This window comes from Pseudomonas solani (assembly GCF_026072635.1).
GTDB classification, from domain to species: domain Bacteria; phylum Pseudomonadota; class Gammaproteobacteria; order Pseudomonadales; family Pseudomonadaceae; genus Metapseudomonas; species Metapseudomonas solani.
On record NZ_AP023081.1, the window covers coordinates 1,941,989 to 1,961,391 of the forward strand.

The 19,403-nt window shown below is 68.1% G+C and carries 14 protein-coding genes; all 14 read right to left on the minus strand.

Annotated features, from left to right (window positions below; all coding sequences use genetic code 11):
• Position 1: 1 nt before the first annotated feature.
• On the minus strand, positions 2-850 hold the full coding sequence (locus PSm6_RS08940) for a triphosphoribosyl-dephospho-CoA synthase (RefSeq protein ID WP_184489814.1): 849 nt from the start codon (positions 848-850) through the stop codon (positions 2-4).
• A complete protein-coding gene (gene mdcA, locus PSm6_RS08945) occupies positions 850-2,514 on the minus strand; it encodes a malonate decarboxylase subunit alpha (protein WP_265170059.1) in 1,665 nt (554 codons plus the stop codon). The genes PSm6_RS08940 and mdcA overlap by 1 nt, the downstream gene beginning before the upstream one ends.
• A 442-nt stretch (positions 2,515-2,956) precedes the next feature.
• A complete protein-coding gene (locus PSm6_RS08950) occupies positions 2,957-5,377 on the minus strand; it encodes a TonB-dependent siderophore receptor (protein ID WP_265170060.1) in 2,421 nt (806 codons plus the stop codon).
• 830 nt (positions 5,378-6,207) lie between these two features.
• A complete protein-coding gene (locus PSm6_RS08955) occupies positions 6,208-7,206 on the minus strand; it encodes a FecR family protein (RefSeq protein ID WP_265170061.1) in 999 nt (332 codons plus the stop codon).
• Positions 7,203-7,784, minus strand: a complete 582-nt coding sequence (locus PSm6_RS08960) for an RNA polymerase sigma factor (RefSeq protein ID WP_265170062.1) — start codon at positions 7,782-7,784, stop codon at positions 7,203-7,205. The genes PSm6_RS08955 and PSm6_RS08960 overlap by 4 nt, the downstream gene beginning before the upstream one ends.
• Before the next feature lie 128 nt (positions 7,785-7,912).
• Positions 7,913-9,043 (minus strand): type VI secretion system ImpA family N-terminal domain-containing protein, encoded by a 1,131-nt coding sequence (locus PSm6_RS08965; RefSeq protein WP_265170063.1) that lies wholly within the window; start codon positions 9,041-9,043, stop codon positions 7,913-7,915.
• A 27-nt stretch (positions 9,044-9,070) separates the two neighbouring features.
• A complete protein-coding gene (tssE, locus tag PSm6_RS08970) occupies positions 9,071-9,502 on the minus strand; it encodes a type VI secretion system baseplate subunit TssE (protein WP_265170064.1) in 432 nt (143 codons plus the stop codon).
• Positions 9,503-9,505: 3 nt separating this feature from the next.
• The gene (gene tssJ / locus PSm6_RS08975; RefSeq protein ID WP_307735132.1) at positions 9,506-9,916 is read right to left on the minus strand and encodes a type VI secretion system lipoprotein TssJ; all 411 of its coding nucleotides are present in this window, start codon (positions 9,914-9,916) and stop codon (positions 9,506-9,508) included.
• Positions 9,917-10,021: 105 nt separating this feature from the next.
• Entirely contained in the window at positions 10,022-11,116 is a 1,095-nt protein-coding gene (gene tssG / locus PSm6_RS08980) for a type VI secretion system baseplate subunit TssG (RefSeq protein WP_111262994.1), read from the minus strand.
• Complete coding sequence (tssF, locus tag PSm6_RS08985; RefSeq protein WP_371877121.1) at positions 11,080-12,843, minus strand: type VI secretion system baseplate subunit TssF; 1,764 nt, start codon at positions 12,841-12,843, stop codon at positions 11,080-11,082. Before tssF ends, tssG begins: the two co-directional genes overlap by 37 nt.
• Positions 12,844-12,876: 33 nt before the next feature.
• The gene (gene tssA, locus PSm6_RS08990; protein ID WP_265170066.1) at positions 12,877-14,460 is read right to left on the minus strand and encodes a type VI secretion system protein TssA; all 1,584 of its coding nucleotides are present in this window, start codon (positions 14,458-14,460) and stop codon (positions 12,877-12,879) included.
• Positions 14,457-16,709: an ImcF-related family protein gene (locus PSm6_RS08995; RefSeq protein ID WP_371877063.1), complete on the minus strand. Its 2,253-nt coding sequence runs from the start codon at positions 16,707-16,709 to the stop codon at positions 14,457-14,459. Before PSm6_RS08995 ends, tssA begins: the two co-directional genes overlap by 4 nt.
• Before the next feature lie 1,102 nt (positions 16,710-17,811).
• A complete protein-coding gene (locus PSm6_RS09000) occupies positions 17,812-19,065 on the minus strand; it encodes a KPHS_23130 family T6SS system protein (protein WP_503827120.1) in 1,254 nt (417 codons plus the stop codon).
• A gap of 2 nt (positions 19,066-19,067) precedes the next feature.
• A complete protein-coding gene (locus tag PSm6_RS09005; RefSeq protein ID WP_307735133.1) occupies positions 19,068-19,334 on the minus strand; it encodes a PAAR domain-containing protein in 267 nt (88 codons plus the stop codon).
• Positions 19,335-19,403 lie beyond the last annotated feature (69 nt).

Sequence of the window (19,403 nt, forward strand, 5' to 3'; positions counted from 1 at the left end):
GTCAGCTCCCGACTCGGTCGATGAACAAACAGGCGGCGAGCAGATCGGCCGCGCCGCCCGGCGAGGCATTGAGCCCCAGCAAACGGGTTTCCAGTTCGCGCAGCCGGCGACGCCCGTCGAGGCTGGCGCAGCCCCCGGCGTCGAGCACCGCGCGGGCGCCCCGCTGCATGGCGGCGAGCCCTTCCGGGCCGGCGCGCCAGAGCACGCAGGTGTCGGCCAGCTCGGCCATGATCGCCAGCAGCGCATCGAGCCGGGCGTTCTGCTCGCCGCTGCCCTGGGCGCGGCTGCGCTGCAGCTGCGGCAGGCCGTGCAGGCGCACGGCGGGGAAGCCGAGCTGGGCCTCCTCCCGCGCGCCCCGGGCGCCGTAGCGCTGGGCGACACGACTGCCGTGGCTGTCCTGCTGCGGTGCGGCGCGGTCATCGATCAGGGCGATGCGCGCGGCACGGGTGGTGATGCCTGCGGCTTCGGCCTTGGCCGGTTCCAGCGCGACGGCGGCCACCAGCAGGCCGAGGGCCCAGATGGCGCCACGGTGGGTGTTGACCCCGCCGGTGACGGCGAGCATGGCGGCCTCGCCTTCACGGCCGATGCGGCCCAGGGCCTCGCGCAGCGGCTGGCCGACGTCGCCGAACGCCACCGCCGCCTCGGCCATGGCCTTGAACGCCGGCCACAACGACAGCGCCGAGGCGTGCATCAGGCCCAGGTGCAGGTCGCTGTGGGCGCCGCTGCCACGCCGGTCCACCAGCGCGGGCTTGGGCGAGAGGTCGGCTTCGTCGATCAGCGCATCGACGGCCTGGTCCGCCAGCCACTCGGCCAGGGGCAGCCCGGTACTTTTCGCGATCAGTGCACTCATCACCAGCTCCTGAACTTGGCCGGGGGGTTGTAGAGGCCGCCGGACCAGTCCACCAGCTCGGCGATGCTCTTGGCGGCGAGCAGTTCGCGGGTCGCATCGGTGCGGCGGATGCCGAGGTCCTCGGGCAGGGCGATCAGCCCTTCGCGGCGCATGCGCTCGGTGTCCTTGGGGTCATGGCGCAGGCCGATGGCGGTGACCCCGGCGACGGCGGCGATCATGGCGCGGCGCTCTTCCACCGTGCGCGCCTTGTACAGGTAGGCGATGCCTTCCTCGGTGAGCAGGTGGGTGACGTCGTCGCCGTAGATCATGATCGGCGCCAGGGGCATGCCGCTCTTCCGGGCCACATCGACCGCGTCCAGGGTCTCGACGAAGGTGGGTTTGCCGCCTTCCTGGAAGGTCTCGACCATCTGCACCACCAGCTTCTTGCCACGGGCCAGCAGGGCCTCGGGTTCGGCGCGCATGTCCAGCCAGGCGGGGGTGGAATGGCGGCGGCCGCGCGGGTCGTGGCCCATGTTCGGCGCACCGCCGAAGCCCGCAAGGCGGCCCCGGGTGACGGTGGAGGAATGGCCGTCGCCATCCACCTGCAGGGTGGCGCCGATGAACAGGTCCACCGCGTACTGCCCGGCCAGCTGGCACATCATGCGGTTGGAGCGCATGGAGCCGTCGCGGCCGGTGAAGAACACGTCCGGGCGCTGGGCGATGTAGCCCTCCATGCCCAGCTCGGTGCCGAAGCAGTGCACGCTTTCCACCCAGCCGGTCTCGATGGCGGGGATCAGCGTCGGGTGCGGGTTGAGCGTCCAGTTGCGGCAGATCTTGCCCTTCAGCCCCAGGGATTCGCCGTAGGTGGGCAGGATCAGCTCGATGGCGGCGGTGTTGAAGCCGATGCCGTGGTTGAGCGACTGGACCTTGTGTTTCTCGTAGATGCCGCGGATCGCCATCATCGCCATCAGCACGTGCACCGGCTTGATGTGGCGCGGGTCGCGGGTGAACAGCGGCTCGATGTAGAACGGCTTGTCGGCCACCACCACGAAGTCGACCCAGGAGGCGGGGATGTCCACGCGCGGCAGGTCGCCGACGTCGTCCACCAGCTCGTTGACCTGGACGATGACGATGCCGTCGGAGAAGGCCGTGGGCTCCACCAGGGCGGGGGTGTCCTCGGTGCTGGGGCCGGTGTAGATGTTGCCGTGGCGGTCGGCCATGAAGCCGGCCACCAGCGCGACGTTGGGGATCAGGTCCACCAGCAGGCGCGAGTACAGCTCGATGTAGGTGTGGATGGCGCCGACTTCCAGCAGGCCGTCTTCCAGCAGCTGGCTGATGCGCAGGCTCTGCGGCCCGGCGAAGGAGAAGTCGAGCTTGCGGGCGATGCCGCGTTCGAACAGGTCCAGGTGCTCGGCGCGGCTGACGCTGGGCATGATCATGTGCAGGTCGTGCAGGCGCCCGGGATCGGCCTTGGCCAGGGAGCGGGAGAGGAAGTCCGCCTGCTTCTGGTTGTTGCCTTCGAGCACCACCCGGTCGCCGGGGGCGATCAGCGCCTCCAGGGCGGCGACGATGCGCTCGCTGGGCAGCACCACGCCGTCGGCGAGGGATCGCACCTGGTCGAGGCGACGCTGCTTTTCCGCGCGCCGACGCGACCATTGCGGCGGTGGGGAGATTGTCGTTGTCATTGGAGGCTCCACGGGTTCCGCTGTCGTGGAGCGAACCTTAGGAGCGCGACCGGTGGGTCATCAATCAAGCCCGGGGACGGATCGTTACGGCGAGGTTAACGATCCACTGCGGTGCGATGCCGGATGCAGGGTGGACCCCGCTTCATCGGTCCACCATGCGGGGTCGACCGGGGCTCTTGTTGTGGGAGCGGATTCATCCGCGATGGAGCGCAACGCGCTCCCGCCTTTTCACGCACCTTGCATGCAGCGAGGTCAACCGGGAGCTCCGCTGGTGGACGTAAAGAGCGACGCCCACCCATGCCTTCAACTGCTTGTGCAGAGGGTTCGGGATCGTTGTGTTGGGCCTCGCTGCGCTCGGCACCAACCTACGGTCATGCACCGTGCTCGGTGTGATGCCGGTGGACCCCGCTTCACCGGTCCACCGTGCGGGGCTGCTCGGGGCTTAGAACTCCAGGGTGCTGGAGAGCTGCACCAGGCGCGGGTCACCGATGGAGACGTTCCACTGGTTCACCGAGGAGCTGTAGTAGGTCTTGTCGAAGATGTTCTTCAGGTTCAGCTGCAGCTTGAGACGCTTGTCGTTACCCAAGGGCGTCTCGTAGGCGGCGAAGGCGTCGGCTACTGCGTAGTGAGGCAGGTTGAAGCTGTTGGCGACATCGCCCTCACGGGAGCCGATGTAGCGACCACCAAAGCCTGCACGCAAACGATCACCCTCGAACACCTGGCCGAAGTCATAGACCGCCGAGAGCGAGCCACTGCGCTTGGCAACGTTCTGCAGTTCGTTGCCCTTGTAGAGCGGGTCCTTGGTCAGCTCCGCATCCAGCCACGCAAAGGTGCCGATCAGGCTGAGGTTGTCGGTGACCTGGCCGGTGACATCCAGCTCAATGCCACGTGAGCGGACTTCACCCACTGCTCGGTTGGAGCCATCGAGTTCGGTCACGGCGACGTTCTCCTTGACGATATCGAACAGCGCCAGGGTGCCGGTGATGCGGCCCGGCATATCCAGCTTGGCGCCGATCTCCCAGCTCTTGCCCTCCTCCGGAGCCATCGCGTTCACCGATCCGGTCCCGCTCAGCGGCGCAATGGTGGAGTTCGGTTTAAAGGACTCGGTGTAGCCGCCGTAGAGGGACAGCTCGTCGGTCATCTTGTAGACCAGGCCGACCCGGGGCACCCAGAGCTGACCGTCGATATCGGTGTTCTTGGTGAACGGACGGCCGCGACCGGCGAGCTGGTCGTAGAGCTGGTAGCGAGCACCGGCGATGAATATCCACTGCTCGTTGAGGTGCACCGAATCCTGGAAGAAGGCGGACTGGCTGACCACGCGGTCGGTCTGGTCGCTGTCGCCGGCGGCCACCGTGGTGGGCACCGGCACCTGGCCATAGACCGGGTTCCAGGGGTTGAAGCTGACGCTGGTGGTCTGGCGGATCAGGTCCTCGCGGTAGAACTTGCGGTACTCGTGGTCCACGCCCATCAGCAGGTCGTGCTGCATGCCGGCCAGTTGCACCTTGCCGTCCAGGTCGAAGGTGGCGAAATGCTCGGTGCTCACCGCGCCCCGGGTGCCATCCAGGCGACGCCTCAGCGTGCCGTTGGCATTCTGGCTTTGCACCCGCGCCTGGTAGTCGTCGTAGGTGTCGCGGTTGTAGCTGTAGGCGAAGTGGGCTTTCCAGTCCTCGTTCAACGGGTGTTCGAGGTCGAGGATCATCAAGTCCGAGCGGCCCTCGGTGACGTTATAGGGCTCGTCCAGGCGGCGGGTGGCCGGCACTGCCAGGGGCTTGCCGTTGATGAAGACCGTGCCGCGGTCGAAGGGCACCGAGTACTCGCGGTGCTCGAAGCTGAGGTTCACCGTGGTGTCTTCGCCGTACCAGGCGAAGGAGGGGGCGAAGGTCTTGTCGCGGTTGTGGCCGAAGTTGCGCCAATAGTCGGCGTCGTCGTAGTCGGCGATCACGCGGTAGGCCAGGCCGGAATCCCCCAGGGGGCCGGTGACGTCGAGGGTGCCGCCGCTGCCGTTCTTGCCATCGCCATAGGTGGAGGCGCGTCCGGTGATGGCGCGGTAGTCCTCCAGCAGCGGCTTCTTGCTGACCACATTGATCACGCCGCCCGGGTCGAGGATGCCGTAGAGCATCGAGGACGGGCCCTTGAGCACTTCCACCCGCTCGGCGGTGGCGGTGAGGTTGCGGCCCTGGATGGTGCGCATGCCGTCGCGCAGGATCGAGCCGTCGCGGTTGTCGCCGAAGCCGCGCTTCATCACCGCATCCAGGGTGCTGCCGAGGGTGTTGGCCTGGGTGATGCCGCTGACGTTGGCCAGGGCGTCGTCGAGGTTCTGTGGCTGCTGGTCGAGCAGCGCCTGCTGGGGCACCACGGCCACCGCCTGGGGGATTTCCAGCAGCGGCGTTTCCGAGCGCATCAGGCGCGTGGTGGGCGGCGGCTGGTAACTGGTGGCGGCCAGCTGGCGGGAGTTGATGTTCACCGCATCGAGGTTCAGCGCACCGTCGTTGGCGCGGGGCACCAGGGTGAGGGTGCCGGGGTTGACCTGTGCATAACCCAGCCCGCTGCCGGCCAGCAGCTGCGCCAGGGCCTGCTCGGCACTCATGCGGCCGTTCACCGCCGGCGCCTGGACCTGGTAGGCGGCATCCTCGGTGTAGACCAGCGCCAGCCCGGTGACGCGGGTGAAGGCGGCCAGGGCCTGGGGCAGCGGCTGCGCGGCGATGGCGAACTCATGCACGCTGGCCAGCGCGGCGGCGGGCGCCTCGGCATCGGCGGCATGGGCCAGCGGCAGCACGCCCACGTGGCCGAGGGCGAGCAATGCCGAAACCAGACCGAGGCGCTTGAATGCGCCGCCCTGCAACCGCGATGTCCTGTACTTCATGGGTATGACCTGCCCCCTGGCTGATGGGTTTCTTTGCGAATAAATCGCATTCCACCTCCTACACGGAGCCCGCGAGCGGATACCTCACCTGAAATTGAAAATAATTTTGAAAAAAATAAAACCGCCTGCCGGACAGCAGCTTTGTGTAGGGGCGAATTCATTCGCCAAGGGCAGCACAGCTGCCCCGCAGGGCTCCGTGTGGCAGGCCTTCGGCCTGCTGGGCGAATGAATTGGCTCTGTCTGCGTTAAGTGTTGCTAGAGGATTTGAGTCCAGCTGATTGCCGAGTTCTGGTGATGTTTCTGGTTTCGCCCACCCGGGCGAGTCTCTTTTGGCAGTCGTCGGGGTGCCGAACCACCCAAAAGAAACCAAAAGGGCTTGCCCCATCATCCGGCCCCGGCTTCGCCGGGGTTCCCTCACTCCATCGCCGTTACTCGCTACGCTCGCCCTTCGGGCCGCACTGAAGTGCGTTCGCCGCAAGCGTCGTCTGGGGGCCGGCGCGATGGGCCATCCATGGCCTGGCGCGCCTCTCGCGGCATCCATGCCGCTCGTCCCCCGGCGCAACGACTGCGTTCGGCCTCCTGGAGGGGCCTTGGCGGCTGCTCCAACTTTCTTCGCTCAAATCCACACATTGATGTGCGCACCAACCCAACGTGCACGTAACGGCGGCTTTCGTAGGATGGCGTAGAGCGAAGCGAAACCCATGCGGTGGGGGGGGGGCACGAACCCTTGGGTGCCCGGAAATAGCCGTGCTTGAGCGCTTGCATTAAAACCACAACAGCTAACGCAGACAGAGCCAATGAATTCGCCCCTACAGACATGTGCCGAACAGCTAGCGCAACACGATCAACCGGCCCAGCACCTCGTGCTGGCGGAAGCCGACCACGGCGCGCAGGGAGTCGAGGATGGCGTGGGGGTCGTTGCTGGGGAAGCTGCCGCTGATGCGCCGCGCGGCCAGTTCGTCATCCAGCAGGACGATGCGCCCCGGGTAGTAGCGCGCCAGCTCGGCCAGAACATCGGCCAGGGGCGTCTTGTAGAAGGTCAGCCGCCCTTCCCGCCAGGACAGCTGCGCCTGGGCGTCCACCGTCCAGGTCTCACCGGCCTTGCCTTCGCCATAGACCAACTGCTGGTTGGCGGCGAGCACGTCCTGGGGCTGGCCGGGCGCGGCGGTGACGCCCACCCTGCCCTGCTCCACCGTGACCCGCGCGCCGCCGTGGCGCAGCCGCACGCCGAAGCGGGTGCCGAGCACCCGGGCTTCGCCACCGGCGGCGTAGACCACGAACGGCACCTCGCCATGGCTGACCTGGAAGAAGGCCGCGCCGCGACGCAGCTCGACATGGCGCTCGTCCGCGCGCAGCTCGACGCTCACCGCGCTGTCGGCATCCAGGGTGATCACCGAGCCGTCGGCCAGTTCCACCGTGCGCACCTCACCGGGCGCGGACACGTAATCGGCGCCCAGGTCCTGCAGCCAGTCGACGGGTTTCCAGCCGCCGCCCCAGACCACCAGCGCCAGGCTCGCGGCCATCGCCAGCAGGGCGCCCCAGCGCCGCCCACGAGCAGGCGGCACGGCCATGCGCTCCAGGTACTGGCGCAGGCGCGCGTCTTCCTCGGCGGCGATGGCATGGGCCGCGGGCCAGGTACGGCGCCACAGCTCCTGGGCCTGGGCGTAGGCCTCGATATGGGTGACATCGGCATAGAGCCAGCGCTCGAAGGCCTCGCGCTGGGCCGGCGAAGGCCGCCCCTGCATGCGTCCGATCCACAGCCAGGCCGCCTGCTCGACGGCATGCTGGCTGCTGGTGGCGGTGACGGGCCGCTGCTGATCGAGACTCATGGTTTCGCGCTCCCCGGCGAGATGGTGGCCGGCCTGTCCTGCAGGCTGGCCTTGCAGGCTCCCAAGGCACGCATCATATGTTTTTCCACGGCGGACTGGGAAAGCCCCATGGCGCGCGCGATGTCGCCATAGGTGCTGCCGTGGAGGCGGTTGAGCAGGAAAATGTGGCGTGTGCGCTCCGGCAGCGAGCGCAAGGCCGCTTCAACGTGACGCAGGTCGTTGCCGGCCTCCAGCGCCGCTTCCGGGGGCGGCGCCTCGCCCTGTTCGAGCAGCAGGCCGGCCTCGTTGCGGGTGCGCGCGCCTTCGCTGCGCATGTGGTCGATGGCCAGGTTGTGGGCGCTGCGCAACAGGTAGGTGGCGAGGTCCTCCACCGGTGCCGCCGGGCGGCGCCAGAAGCGCAGGAACAGGTCCTGGACCAGGTCCGCCGCCGTGGCGCGACAGCCGACGCGCCGGCTGACCAGCGCCTCCATCCGCTCCCGCTGGGCGAGGAACACGCGCAACAGATCCTCGCGCCGCGACGGATCGCCGGGTGCGGGCGCATCCGGCGGCAGGTCGGCCGGTGAGGAGGTATCGGGCATGGAGCGGCGCAGGCTTCGAGGAAGAGAGCGCGGATGATAATGCTTATCAAATAACAATTAACAGCGAAGCGACGACCGTACGCCTCCGGCCCCCGTAATGACCCGGCCGGAGAGCGCTGGCAACGACCTCAACGAGGAGCCTGGCAGGCGCCCGGTTCCGGTAGCAGGCTGATATCGACACGGCGGTTGGCCGCGCGTCCGGCCTCGGTGGCGTTGTCCGCGATGGGTTGCCCCGAGCCCTGGCCGCGCACGGCGAAGCAGTCGTCGGCCACGTCCCCCATGTTCTTCATCCAGTCACGGACCGCTGCGGCCCGAGCCTGTGCCAGGGCGAGGTTGCGCAGCTCGTCGCCGGTGGCGTCGGTATGCCCGGTGATGACGATCAGCCAGCCCGGTTGCGCCCTGACGTTGGCCAACGCGTTGATCAGCACCTTGGTCGAGTCCGGCTTCAACCGGGCACTGCCGGAGTCGAACAGCTGCAGGCTGTCCAGGCGAATGGGCTCGGTGGCGATGCGCGCCTGCTCCTGCATGCGCTGCCAGTGCTGCCAGCCCAGCACCCCCAGCGGCACCAGCGCGACCAGGCCCAGCAGCAGCACCAGCGCGACCCGGAGCGCACGCTTGCCGGGGCGACGCTCCAGGTACACGACCGGCGCGACCCCGCCATGCTCCGGCATCGAGATGAACAGCCTCATGGGCTGCTCCGGGGCTGCGCTCCCGCGTTCGCGGGGATGGCCCGGGAGCGGCGAAGCATCGTCCTGCAACCGCGCAGCCAGTGCCGATACCTGCTGGTTCAGGGCCCGCAGCGCCGTCATCGCGGGCAGCCGCTGCCGGCCAAGCACCTCCTGCAGGCAGGCGAGGTCCGCTTCCAGGGTGCGGATGAGGGAGGCATCCCTCTTGCCGATATCGAGCCCGCGCAGCAGCGGCTGCCACTGCGTGAACAGCCAGGCGAGGATGTCCATGCGCTCCGTCGCGTTGCGCGGCCACAGGCGATCCCACGCCCCCGCCAGCAGCTGGTTCAGCAAGGTCATGCCCTCGGCCACGCCGGGCAGCCCGTAGCGCTGGGCCAGCGCGAGGGCCAGGAAGGCGGCGATCTGCAGGTCACTGCCATTGTCGCGGAGCAGCTCCCGGCACCACTGCTCGACCTTGCGCCAGTCGACATCCGGGCAAGCGGGGTGGTGCAGCTTTGCCAGTTCCTCGTAGAGCGCCGCAAGGTCGCCGTGTTGATGCAGTTCGTTCTGCGCCCTGCCAACGAGTCCATTCATGGTGTTCTCTCCCGGATCGAATCCTGTCTACAGATAGTTCTGCTGCCGGAGGTGGCGGACCAGCACCCTGCCCTCCGGCGCCAGCGTGGTGCCGAACGTCGCCTGCTCCCCGCTCTTGAGCCGTACGTCGAGGCTGTACTCCAGCTGCCCGGGCCGTGACTGGGGCAGCAAGCGGACGCTCAGCTCCGCCAGCCGCGGCTCGTACTCGAGCAGGGTGTGGGTCAGGGCGCCGATCAGGCCGTGGGCGGCAGCCGGCAGCCCCTGCAGTACCTGACCCATGTCCGGCAGCCCGTAGTCCGGCAGGTGGCTGAGCGAACCGGCGCGGCTGTCGAGGATGCGCTGGAGGTTGTCCAGCACCGAGAGGATGAGCCGGTCCTCCTCGCGTACCCGATGCAGATCCAGTTCACCGGTGAAGTTCTGCAGCAGCGTTTCGTAGAGCGATGGCGTGTGCTCGGTCACGGGTCAGGCCTCGGGCAGTGGACGCAGGGCCAGGCGGTTGTCGCCGAGCTCGATCACCCGTGGCTGGTCCGGGTCCAGGTCGTCGCGGGTGAGTTCCAGGCGCCAGGAGCCGCTGCGGGTGTCCGGCTGGCGGAACAGCGCGACCACGGCGATGACCTGGGTGGCTTCATCCAGCGGCACGCTGAGCTGCGCGCCTTCTCCGGGGTTGATCACCAGGGTGCGTTCGTCGAGCAGGTCGGCACCGAGCCGCTCATGGCTGTCGTCCAGCAGGTGGTCGTAGGTCGCCCGCCTGAACGCCTGGGCGTCACGCAGCGCGTAGATGCGCACCAGGGTCGGCACGGACAGCCCGGACATGTCGCGCGGGTCGGTGTTGATCGCGGGGCGCGCGCTGAAGTCCAGGTGCAGGGTCTTCACCTGCTTGTAGAAGATCGACCTGGCGAGCTCCGCCGAACTGTCGCCGACGCTCTGGTACAGGCCACACCCCCCATCAGCGCGGCCAGCAGGGCCGGCAGCAAAGGCCTAAAAACGGTACGCGACATGCTGTGTCTCTCTTTCCTGCGGATTGTTGCGAAGGCCCCGATAGCGCCCAAGCGGGATGGTCACGGTCCCGGGGAGAAGGTCGCTCCGTTCGCCGCCCTGGCCCAGCAGCCCGGTCATGCCGAGCAGCAGGGTCGTCTCGCCCAGCACCGGCCGTGGCAGGCAGCGTGTCGGCAGGGAGAGTTCGAGCCGTGCCGTGCAGCGCCAGCCGAGGTAGACCTGCAGCAGCACCAGGAGGTCGCTGTGCAGGTGGGCGCCCGGTAGCCAGCCCTGCACTTCCCGCGGGTCTTCGGTGAACAGCGACAGGTGCAGCTGGCTGTTGGCGTCATGGCCGACACGCCCCAGCGGGGTGCCCTGCGACAGGCCCACCGGCTCGGCCGCCGACAGCCCCGCCGGCCGTGCCAGCACCACCCGTAGCGGACAGTGCGGCGTGACGCGGGCGCGGGTTTCGGGGGCCAGCAGCTTCACCAGCGCGGCGATGCCTTCGGCGTTGCGGGTGGGCAGGCGCATGACGCTGAGCAGCGCGAGAAAGCGCGAGATCGGCGTCGCGACATGCTCGGCGGTGCCGGGGATTCCCAGGCCGATGAGACCCAGCAGGCACTGGGACGTCGGGTCGGCCCCACCGGGCTCGAAGGTCGCCGGGTACGAGTACTTGCGCCAGATGCGATAGAGCTGGGTGAAGATCCGGTGATTGAAGATATCGAGGAAGGCTTCCAGCGCCTCGTGCCCTTCGCGGCGCTGGGCGATGTCGTCCAGGTAGGTGGTCGGCAACGGCGAGTCCACGCCATAGAGCCCCAGCAGCCGCGTGCGCACGGTGGCCGGCATCCGGTCCGGCTCGTCAGCGAACTCGATGGCCTTCAGTTCGCCTGCCGGGAAGCCCATGCCGGGGTCGGGACGAAAGCGCACCGGGTCATCCGAGGGGCGCTCGGTGCTGCCCAGGGGCGGCTGCCCCGGCAGCGCCCGCTCCAGCAGTTGGCAGAACCGGTAGAGGTCCGCTTCGGCAACCCGTCCTTCCAGGGCCCGCAACAGGCCGCTGGCGTTCAGCCGGGCATGCGCTGGCTGTGGTTCTCGTTCCATCTCAGGCACTTCCCGGTGGGTTGCAGGATCAGCGTCAGCTGGTTGAACAGGTGGATGTCGGCGTACAGGGCGAAGAAGCGGCTGAGCATCTCGCCGAACAGGCTGATGTCCCCTTCACCGCAGAAGCCGTTGGCGTCCAGCGTGACTTCGATGTCCACGCCACGCAGCAAAAAGCCCCGCTCGAAGCGCTGGATCAGGTGGTGGCGCACATCGACGATGGCCTCCAGGCGACGCTGGTTCAGCTCGTTGCCGGTCCAGTCGTAGAGCGCCAGGGTGCCGCGCAGCACTTCGGCGCTGCCCAGCATGGGCAGGAAGTTCGAGCCCAGGTGGCTGAGCACCCGCCAGTGGAAGCGGTCGCGGCTGGGCGGGTAGCAGGGCAGCGTCGGCGCACACAGGTTGCGCACCCGCAGGCCGGTCTGGGTGGACTGCACCAGCGTGTCGAGCAAGGTGCTCTGCAAGGCCTTGCGCGGCAGTTGGCCGTTGGTGCCGGTGAGGCGCAGCGACAGGCTTTCGCCGGCCACCAGGCGATCGACGTCGAACCCCTCGCCGCCGAGAATCAGCCAGGTGTCGTGCAGGCCGTTCGCCGCGCGCTTGAGGCGGGTATGGAAATAGCGCTCCGGGGCGTCGTCACGCAGCATTCCGCCCTTGTGCCGGAAGCTGGTGAACGGGACGTAGTCCTCGCGTTCGGCGTTCTTCGAGGCGGTGACCTGGTCCACTGAATAGATTTCCGTATGCCCGTCCTGCAGGCGCATGGGCCGCAGCAGGTAGTCGCTCTGCAGCGGGTCCAGGCGCAGGGGGTCGGCCTCCAGGGTGAACAGGTTGATCACCGGCACGGCGTGCAGGCGGACGTGCTCGGTGCGCGGTTCGAAATCGTGGGGCCAGCCCTCGGCGAGCACCACCTCCAGCTCCAGCCAGGGCACCCCCTCGGGCAGGCTCAGCCGTTCCAGACCATGCAGGGTGACGAACATGAATTTCTCGCGAAAGCCGAAATACTCCAGCAGCAGCTGGTAGCCACTGAACGCGCTGTCGCCCTTGGGCCAGAGCCGATCCTCCTCGGCGAACCCCCGGGCGGCGAAATGCCCCTGCAGGGGCATGCGCTCGGCAACCCCGGGCAGGCGCACGTAGAGGGCATGCACCCGCCGGGTCAGCGCCAGGTGCAGGGCGCTGGCCAGGGGAGCCTCGGCGTTCAGGTACAGCGGCAGAGCGCTCAGGTCCACCTGCGACCACTCGGCCAGGGGGCCGCAGGCAAAACGCAGGCGCAACAGCGAACGACCATCCGGCTGGTAGGCCAGTCGCAACGACTCAACCGCCAGGGGCTGCAGGGCGATGTCCTGGGTGGTGGTGTAGCGGCAGCGGGTCCGCTGGGCTCCCACTGGTTGGGACAGCACCTCCAATCCCCGTTCGACGCACTCGCTGCGCTTCATCTGCTGCAGGTCGGGCGTCAGTTCGAGGATCGACAACGAGGGAATCGTCCGCAGGTAGTGCGGCCAGAGCAGGCTGACCAGCCCTTCGGTCAGCTCCGGGAGGTCGTCGTCGAGCTTCTCGCGCAGGCGGCCCATGAGGAAGGCGAAGCCTTCGAAGAGGCGTTCGACGTAGGGGTCGCGCGCGCCCGGGCGGTCGAGGCTCAGGTGCGCCGCCCGGTCGGGGAAGGCTTCGGCGAACTCCTGGCCGGCCTCGCGCAGGTAACGCATTTCCGCGTCGAAATAGCGCAGCGTCCGGTTTTCCATATCCACAAGCATGCTTCCTGTCTTGATCAATGCTCAGCGACACAACACCGCGGCGCGCACCGGATCGATGCTGACCAGATCGGCCAGCAGCGCCTCCTTGCGACGCCCCAGCGCGGGCTTGTCCACATCGGTGCGTTGGGATTTCAGGCGCAGCAGCTTGAGCAGGCGCGCCTGCACCTCGAAGCTCAGGTCGGGCTCCCATTGCTCCAGGGCCTGGCGCCTGGCCGTGACCTTCAGCTCCGCCAGCAGGTGGATGGCCAGGTCGGTCTTGCCGCACTGTTCGGCGACCCGGGCCATCAGCAGGCGCAGCAGCCAGCGCTGCCGCCCGCTCTGCGCGCCGGGCTGCGTTCCGAGCCAGGCGATGGCCGCCTCCACCCCTTCGCTGTCGGCCTGGACCAGCGCCCTGGCCTCCAGGGCGAGGATGTCGACATCCACCGGATCGGGCGTCGCCGGCGCCGGCAGCCATTGCGGCGACTGGTTGCCGCTCACGTGCTGGGCGATCCAGTTGCGCGTGACCTCGTCGGCGAATGGCGAGCCATCGTTCCAGCGCAGGGACTCCAGGCCCGGCAGGCGGTCGAGGAGCATGCCCAGGTCGCGCTTGACGATATCGGCCCAGCCATCCTCGGGCGGCGCCTGCCGGCTCAGCGCCTGGCAGAGGTACCACTGCAGGTCGAGCCAGAAGTGGTTCACCCCTTCGGCGTAGATGCGCTCGACCTGATCGAGCAGCTCGCTCCAGCTCTGCTGCAGGTGCAGCCGTTTCAGCTGGGCCCGGTACTCGCTGCGCGGCGGCGCCAGCCGGGTCGTGCCGCTGCCCTCTGCGGGCGGCAACTGGTGCACCGTGTCCCAGCGCAGGCTCTTCATCAGCCGGTGCGCCGCCAACCAGCCCAGCGGCTGCTCGCGCAGGTAGCCGGCCAGGACGCGCCCGCCATCGAGCAGGTCGCGGCCGGAGCGGATGGCGGTGAGCGATGGCGTGGCGCCCTGCCAGCCTGCTTCGTGGGCCGCGCTGTTCTGCGGCACCAGGGCGTCCACCCCGCCGGATTGCGCCAGGCGGTTGGTCAGCGCGGTATAGAGCGCTCCCAGCGACGGCCGCTGTTCCACCGGCCAGGTTTCCAGGGTCCGGTTCAGCCAGGCCAGCGCGGCGACCGTCCGCTCCGCCTCGACCTTCACCACCTCGGGGTAGAGCGACAGCCCATCCAGCACCTTGCCGCTGGCCAGCCACTCCAGCGCCATGCGCCGGCTGTTCGGCCGGCTCGGCAGGATGTCGTCGCCGAAGCGTTCGAGCAGCACGGCCAGCAGGCTCAGCCCATCGGCGAGCCCCGCCTCGCCATCCATCTGCATGCGCGCCCAGAGGTAGTAGGTCGCCACCCTCAGGTCCTTGCAGCGCCGCTTGATCAGCGCTTCCGCCAACTGCGCGACCCGCTCGGTATCCGCGCCGGATAGCTTGTTGACCTCCTCGCGCATGTGCTGGAAGTCGTCGTCGTAGCCCGGGTCGTCCCCCACCGCAGACGACGGGCCGACCGGCTGCAGCCAGGCTTCCCAACCGGGGGCCTCGCGACGGGCCAGCTCCAGCGCGTCACGCGCGCCCAGGCAACTGGCGATAAGGGCGGACAGGCTCATGGCTGCTCTCCGTAATGCGCCAGCTGGCGCGAGGCGCCGCCGGGCTCGAGGAAGATCCGCGCCGGCAAGCTGAAGCCGCGCAATTGCAGCAGCGCCAGGGGGCCCGCGCCCAGGTCGGTGCGCAGGTGCCAGGTCAGCCCCAGGCCATCGGGGGCCTCCAGCACCAGGCGATAGCGGGTTTCGCTGTCATCCAGCGGAGTGACCCGGGCCCGCTCCAGCAGCCGGATCAGGCCCCAGGTGCCGGCGTAGTCGCCAAGCAGCCGCTCTCCGCTCCTGGCGTGGGTCCAGCTCAGGCGCGCGCCGGGGTGATCGCTCGCGCTGGGCCAGTCGAACCGTTGCCAGCGTTCCCGCTGGTTGAAGTACGCCAGGCGATGCCCATCGAGGGTCAGGGTGGTCTGCACGAGGTCGCGTACCGGCTTGGCCCGCAGCTCGAAGGCGATGCCCATGCCGCCGTCGGTGTAGAGCACGTCGGCCAGTTCGGCGAGCCGATTGACCGCCGCGAGGAACGCGGGATCGAGGCGCAGCCCCTGGCCCTGGGTGCTTTCGGGCACCCAGCGATTGCCGTCCTTGCGCAACACGCCACCCAGCTGGCGGGTGAGGAAGCGGTCGATGTGCCCGCTGTCGGCGCGGATCATCTGCCCGAGCATGGGCAGCGATGCGTCGCTGGCGCTCGCGGCGAACGGGTAGCGGCCGGCGAAGGCGCTGTTCCAGGGCCCGACGATGGCGCGCTGCCAGTGGTCATTGAGCCCGGCAGCGGAGGGTTGCAGGATGCGCTGCCAGGCCTGGTCCAGCGGCTGGACGAACAGTGCCCGGCCAAAGCCGGCCCATTCGCTGCCGAGGCTGGCGGCGATCAGGCTGCCATAGGACTGGGTGTCGGTGAGGTCGACGCTGCGCCCCTGGAACACGGTTTGCGCCAGGGCCTGGATCATCGCCTGGGGGTCCTGGGCGGCGCTCACCTGCTGCAGCGTCAGGCGCACCCGGGTCACACGGGTGAGGAAGGCGTGCAGGCTGAGGTTGTCGTCGTTGCGCGAGGGCTCGGCGCCCTTGCCGAGCAACGCCAGCAGCGGGCCGAAGCGTTCTTCCAGCGGCCCTTTCGGCAGCGCCGCCAACGGCTCGATGGCCGGGGCCTTGTCCGGCCCCATGAGGTTCTGCGCGGACTGCAGCAGCGACTCGCCCAGGGCCTGGCCACGGGTGCCGGCACGCCCCTGGTAGGACAGGGTATTGACCAGCGCGATGAACGGCGACTGGCGCACATCGGTCATCAGGGTGAGCTGGTCGACCACATCGGCGAGGCTGCCGGCCTCCTGCCAGCGCAAGCTGTTGAGCATGTCCAGCCAGGCCCGGCCGTAGTCCTGGAAGTAGCGTGCGGTCAGGCTTTCGCGCAGGGCCTCGGGGGTCAGCGCGGCGTCGATCTGGCTGCGGTCATCGCTGAGTACCCAGTCGATCTCCTCGCGGCGCGCGGCGGCGATCTCGTCGATGGCCTTGCGTACCCCGCCTTCCCAGGCCTGGCGGGTGAATACACCCGGCACCTCGGCGGCGGTGGAGAACAGCGGCTGGGCGTCGGTATCGCCGACCATCTGCTGCAGCCCCATGGCCGGGTACTGGTTGGCGACGGCGTCGAGCACCTGCCGGTAGAGGGCCGCCTCGCCGTTGCGCTGGCCGAGCTGGCTGATCAGCAACTGGCGGGCCCGGGCGACCAGGGCCGGGTCGGTGGTGATGCGCCAGCCGGGGTGCGCCTCCAGCTGCGCGGCGTAGAAGCGCCAGAGGTTCGGCGCGATGCCCTGCCATGTGCCCTCGCCGATGCCCATGCGGGCAGGCTCGGCGGCCGCCAGCGCCTTGCCGAGGAATGACGCATCGACATTCTCCGGCCGGGCCATCATCAGGTAGGCCTTGAGCGGCTCGTAGGCCTCCCGGGCCCGGGTGGCGCGCTCGGCGCTGCCCGGCGCCAGGCCGAGCAGCCCGCGCAGCTGGCGCTCGAAGCCGGCCGCTGCCGGGTCGCGGACCAGCCGGTTGTTGGCCGCCTCGTAGCGGGGCCAGAGCGCGGCGAGCAGGCCGTCGTTCTGGCTCAGGCCGAAGCGCTGGTACCAGGGCACGCCGTGCCTGGCGCGTTGGTCGAGGCGGTCGAGCTCATGGACCAGCGCGTTGAGGGCAAGCAGTTGCTCGTCGCCTTCCCGGGGCTGGTCCAGGGTGGCCAGGACGGCCTGCATCTCGGCGATCTGCGCGCGGTTGCCAGCGAAGGACACCAGCATCCCCACTCCGCAGAAGGCGGCCAGGCCGAGAAGGGCGGTGCTGGCGGTACGCGACCAGGTCCAGCCATGCGGCCGTCCTCGCGGATGCGGAACCGACAGGATGCCATTCCATGCGGGATGAGCGAGCCAGTGGTGATCCCCGGGCCTATGCGATGGCGGCAGCGGCAGGCTGAACCACAGGCCACGCAGCATCACCCCGGAACTCCGCCGCAAGCGAGCCCAGACCATGCGCAAACGGTGGATCCCCTCGGTTTGCAGTTCGCGGGCCAGACGCAGGAGCCCGTCGTTGCGGTTGTCCAGCTCCATCCTCGCCAACCCTTGCTCGCGCAGGGTGGGCAACAGGTGACTCAGTTGCCCCTCGAGCTGTTCAGCTCCTGCGTTCAAAGGCAGCGCGCAGCCCACCGCCGATGCAAAGGCCGGCTGTGCCCAGTGGCTCTCGTGCACCTCCCAGAGATGCGTCGGCGCCTGCCAGCGTAATTGTCGCGCCAGGGCCTGCAACTGATACTGATAACGGTCCACGTACTCAGGATCCGCGCTTTGCGCCGGACTCAGGGCCCAGACGATGCCATCCAGCGGCCTGCTTGGACGCAAGGATCGCAAGAATTTAGCCGTGGCAGCCTGGTCACCGGCGAGGCTTTCAACAAGCAACAGCACACCTTGGCCCTCCAACCAGCCCGCGTGCATCAGCCCCGGTGCGATGGCCTCGACTTCACGCGTACCTCCCACCACCAGATAAATACAGACCCGGCGCTTCCAGAAGCGGCCATGGCGATCGCTCAGAGACTCGGTCAGCCTATCCAGGTCGTGCCGGTGCTCGGTGGTCTGAAGTGCAACAGCGGAAGAGGCTTCGACGTCGTCTGCCAGCACTTGCCGGTAAGAGAACTCTCCGACTCGCCGCCCCAGAATGAGTTGAGAGGCCAACAGCACCACCAGCAGCATGGTCGCCATGGCCGTGGCAAGCATCCAGGTGGAGTGCAGGTCGGCTCCTGCTACCGTGCCCACGAGCTCCGGGTATCGCCAAAGAATCAGTTCGAGCCCCAGCCCGACCGACAAGACCAGCACCATCAGGATCAACATGCGACGGGACGACATCGATACATCCTTATTCCGATTCAAACATCGCGACGGGTGTCACGACGGAACACCACAGCGCAGCCTCAACATCCCCACCACTCACGATGAGCTGTGGCCGCTGCCTCGATCGCGCACGCTCTGCGCAAGCAGCAATGGCGACCCAGGGTGCCGCCGGGCCGCAAGCCCCCAACGAAGCTTTCAGGTCGTGCATCCCCTGCCCGAGCTGCAGCGGCACCAACAGCTCAAGAAACGCCCGGGAGACATCACCGTGGCGCGAGTCGCAAATATCTGCCAGCCATGAATCCCCTATGGCATCGGCATCCAGAGGCACCCATTCCAACGCCCGGAGGATTGCACGACGCAACGAATCGGTAGTGCCCCCACTCTCTTGTTCAGGGCGGTGCAGGTAGGCCAACGGAGGTAGAGGCGACGGCGCTCCGCGGTCGCCCAGCAAGAGGCATACGGCAACCTCCGCTGTTTCGTCCGCAGGCGACGGTGCGATTCGTGCCGACACCACAAGCAACAGCGATGAGTCGCGCCTGCGGGAGTCCAGCCAGTGATCGACGGCAGGGAAACCCTGATGCTCGAACAGCGGCAGCTCCTGTCGAAGCCCCTGTTCGACCCATGCCTCGTGCCACAGAGCAAGCGTCCGTTGCGCAGTGACCTGACTGTCGATGTCCAGTACGAGAGCCATGGGCTGCTCGGCAGGGAGTGTCAGGACCGTATCGGCCAGGTCGACCAGCACTCTCCGATAGACCTGCGCCAGCAGCACCTCATGGTCGAGCTCCCCCTCTTGAAGGCCCAGATCGAATGACAGTTCGCTGTGTCGGCAGGACTGGCTCGGCGAGTCCCAAAGGGGCTGGGTCCTCAGGGCACTCTGGTCACCAGCAAGCGCCTCGCTCTGCTCCTGTCCAGTCGAGTCAGCCGGCCCACGCAACGCAGTGTGAAGGCTGACCGCAAGGATCCGATGAGAACGTCTTCCCCGTCGCAATCGTGCAAGCAAGTCGGCTTCTCGCGCCCTGTCCCAGCCATCAGCAACACTTACGCCCCCAATATGCACCAGGTACCTCAGGACGAACGACGCACACCACAGGAACAAGGGCAACATCAGCGCTTGCCACCAGAAGCGTTGGCCGTCCTGGCGCAAGGGCTCGTCAGCGAACATCAGCGTCACCAGGAAGCCCATCAGCAGGGAAATCACCAGACCCGCCAGCCACCGCCACGGACGTGGTGGGTGCGGACGCATGGCCAATGGCGGAATACTGTCGATTCGGACCGGCATGGCTAGCTCGCAGTGGCGTCGGGTAGCGACGTCAACAGCACACACCCGCAAGCACAACGATGACCGTGAAACGCCACGGGAAGACCATGATCCTTGAATACGGGGTGCCCTTCTGCAACTACCGTTGCACCATGTCCCGGGAGCGGGCACATGACAGGGTCCCCCAGACGCGCAGCGCCGATGCCCCGGAACTTCATCGTGGAGGAGCCAGCCAGAACGACGCCCCCGCCAGAATTCTTGTCGCCAACTCGAATTACTCCTTTCATCATCAACCTCCCGGTCTTGCGGTTATCGGGTTGTGTAAGCAATGAGCGCCGGCGGCGCTGCACCTCGCCCGG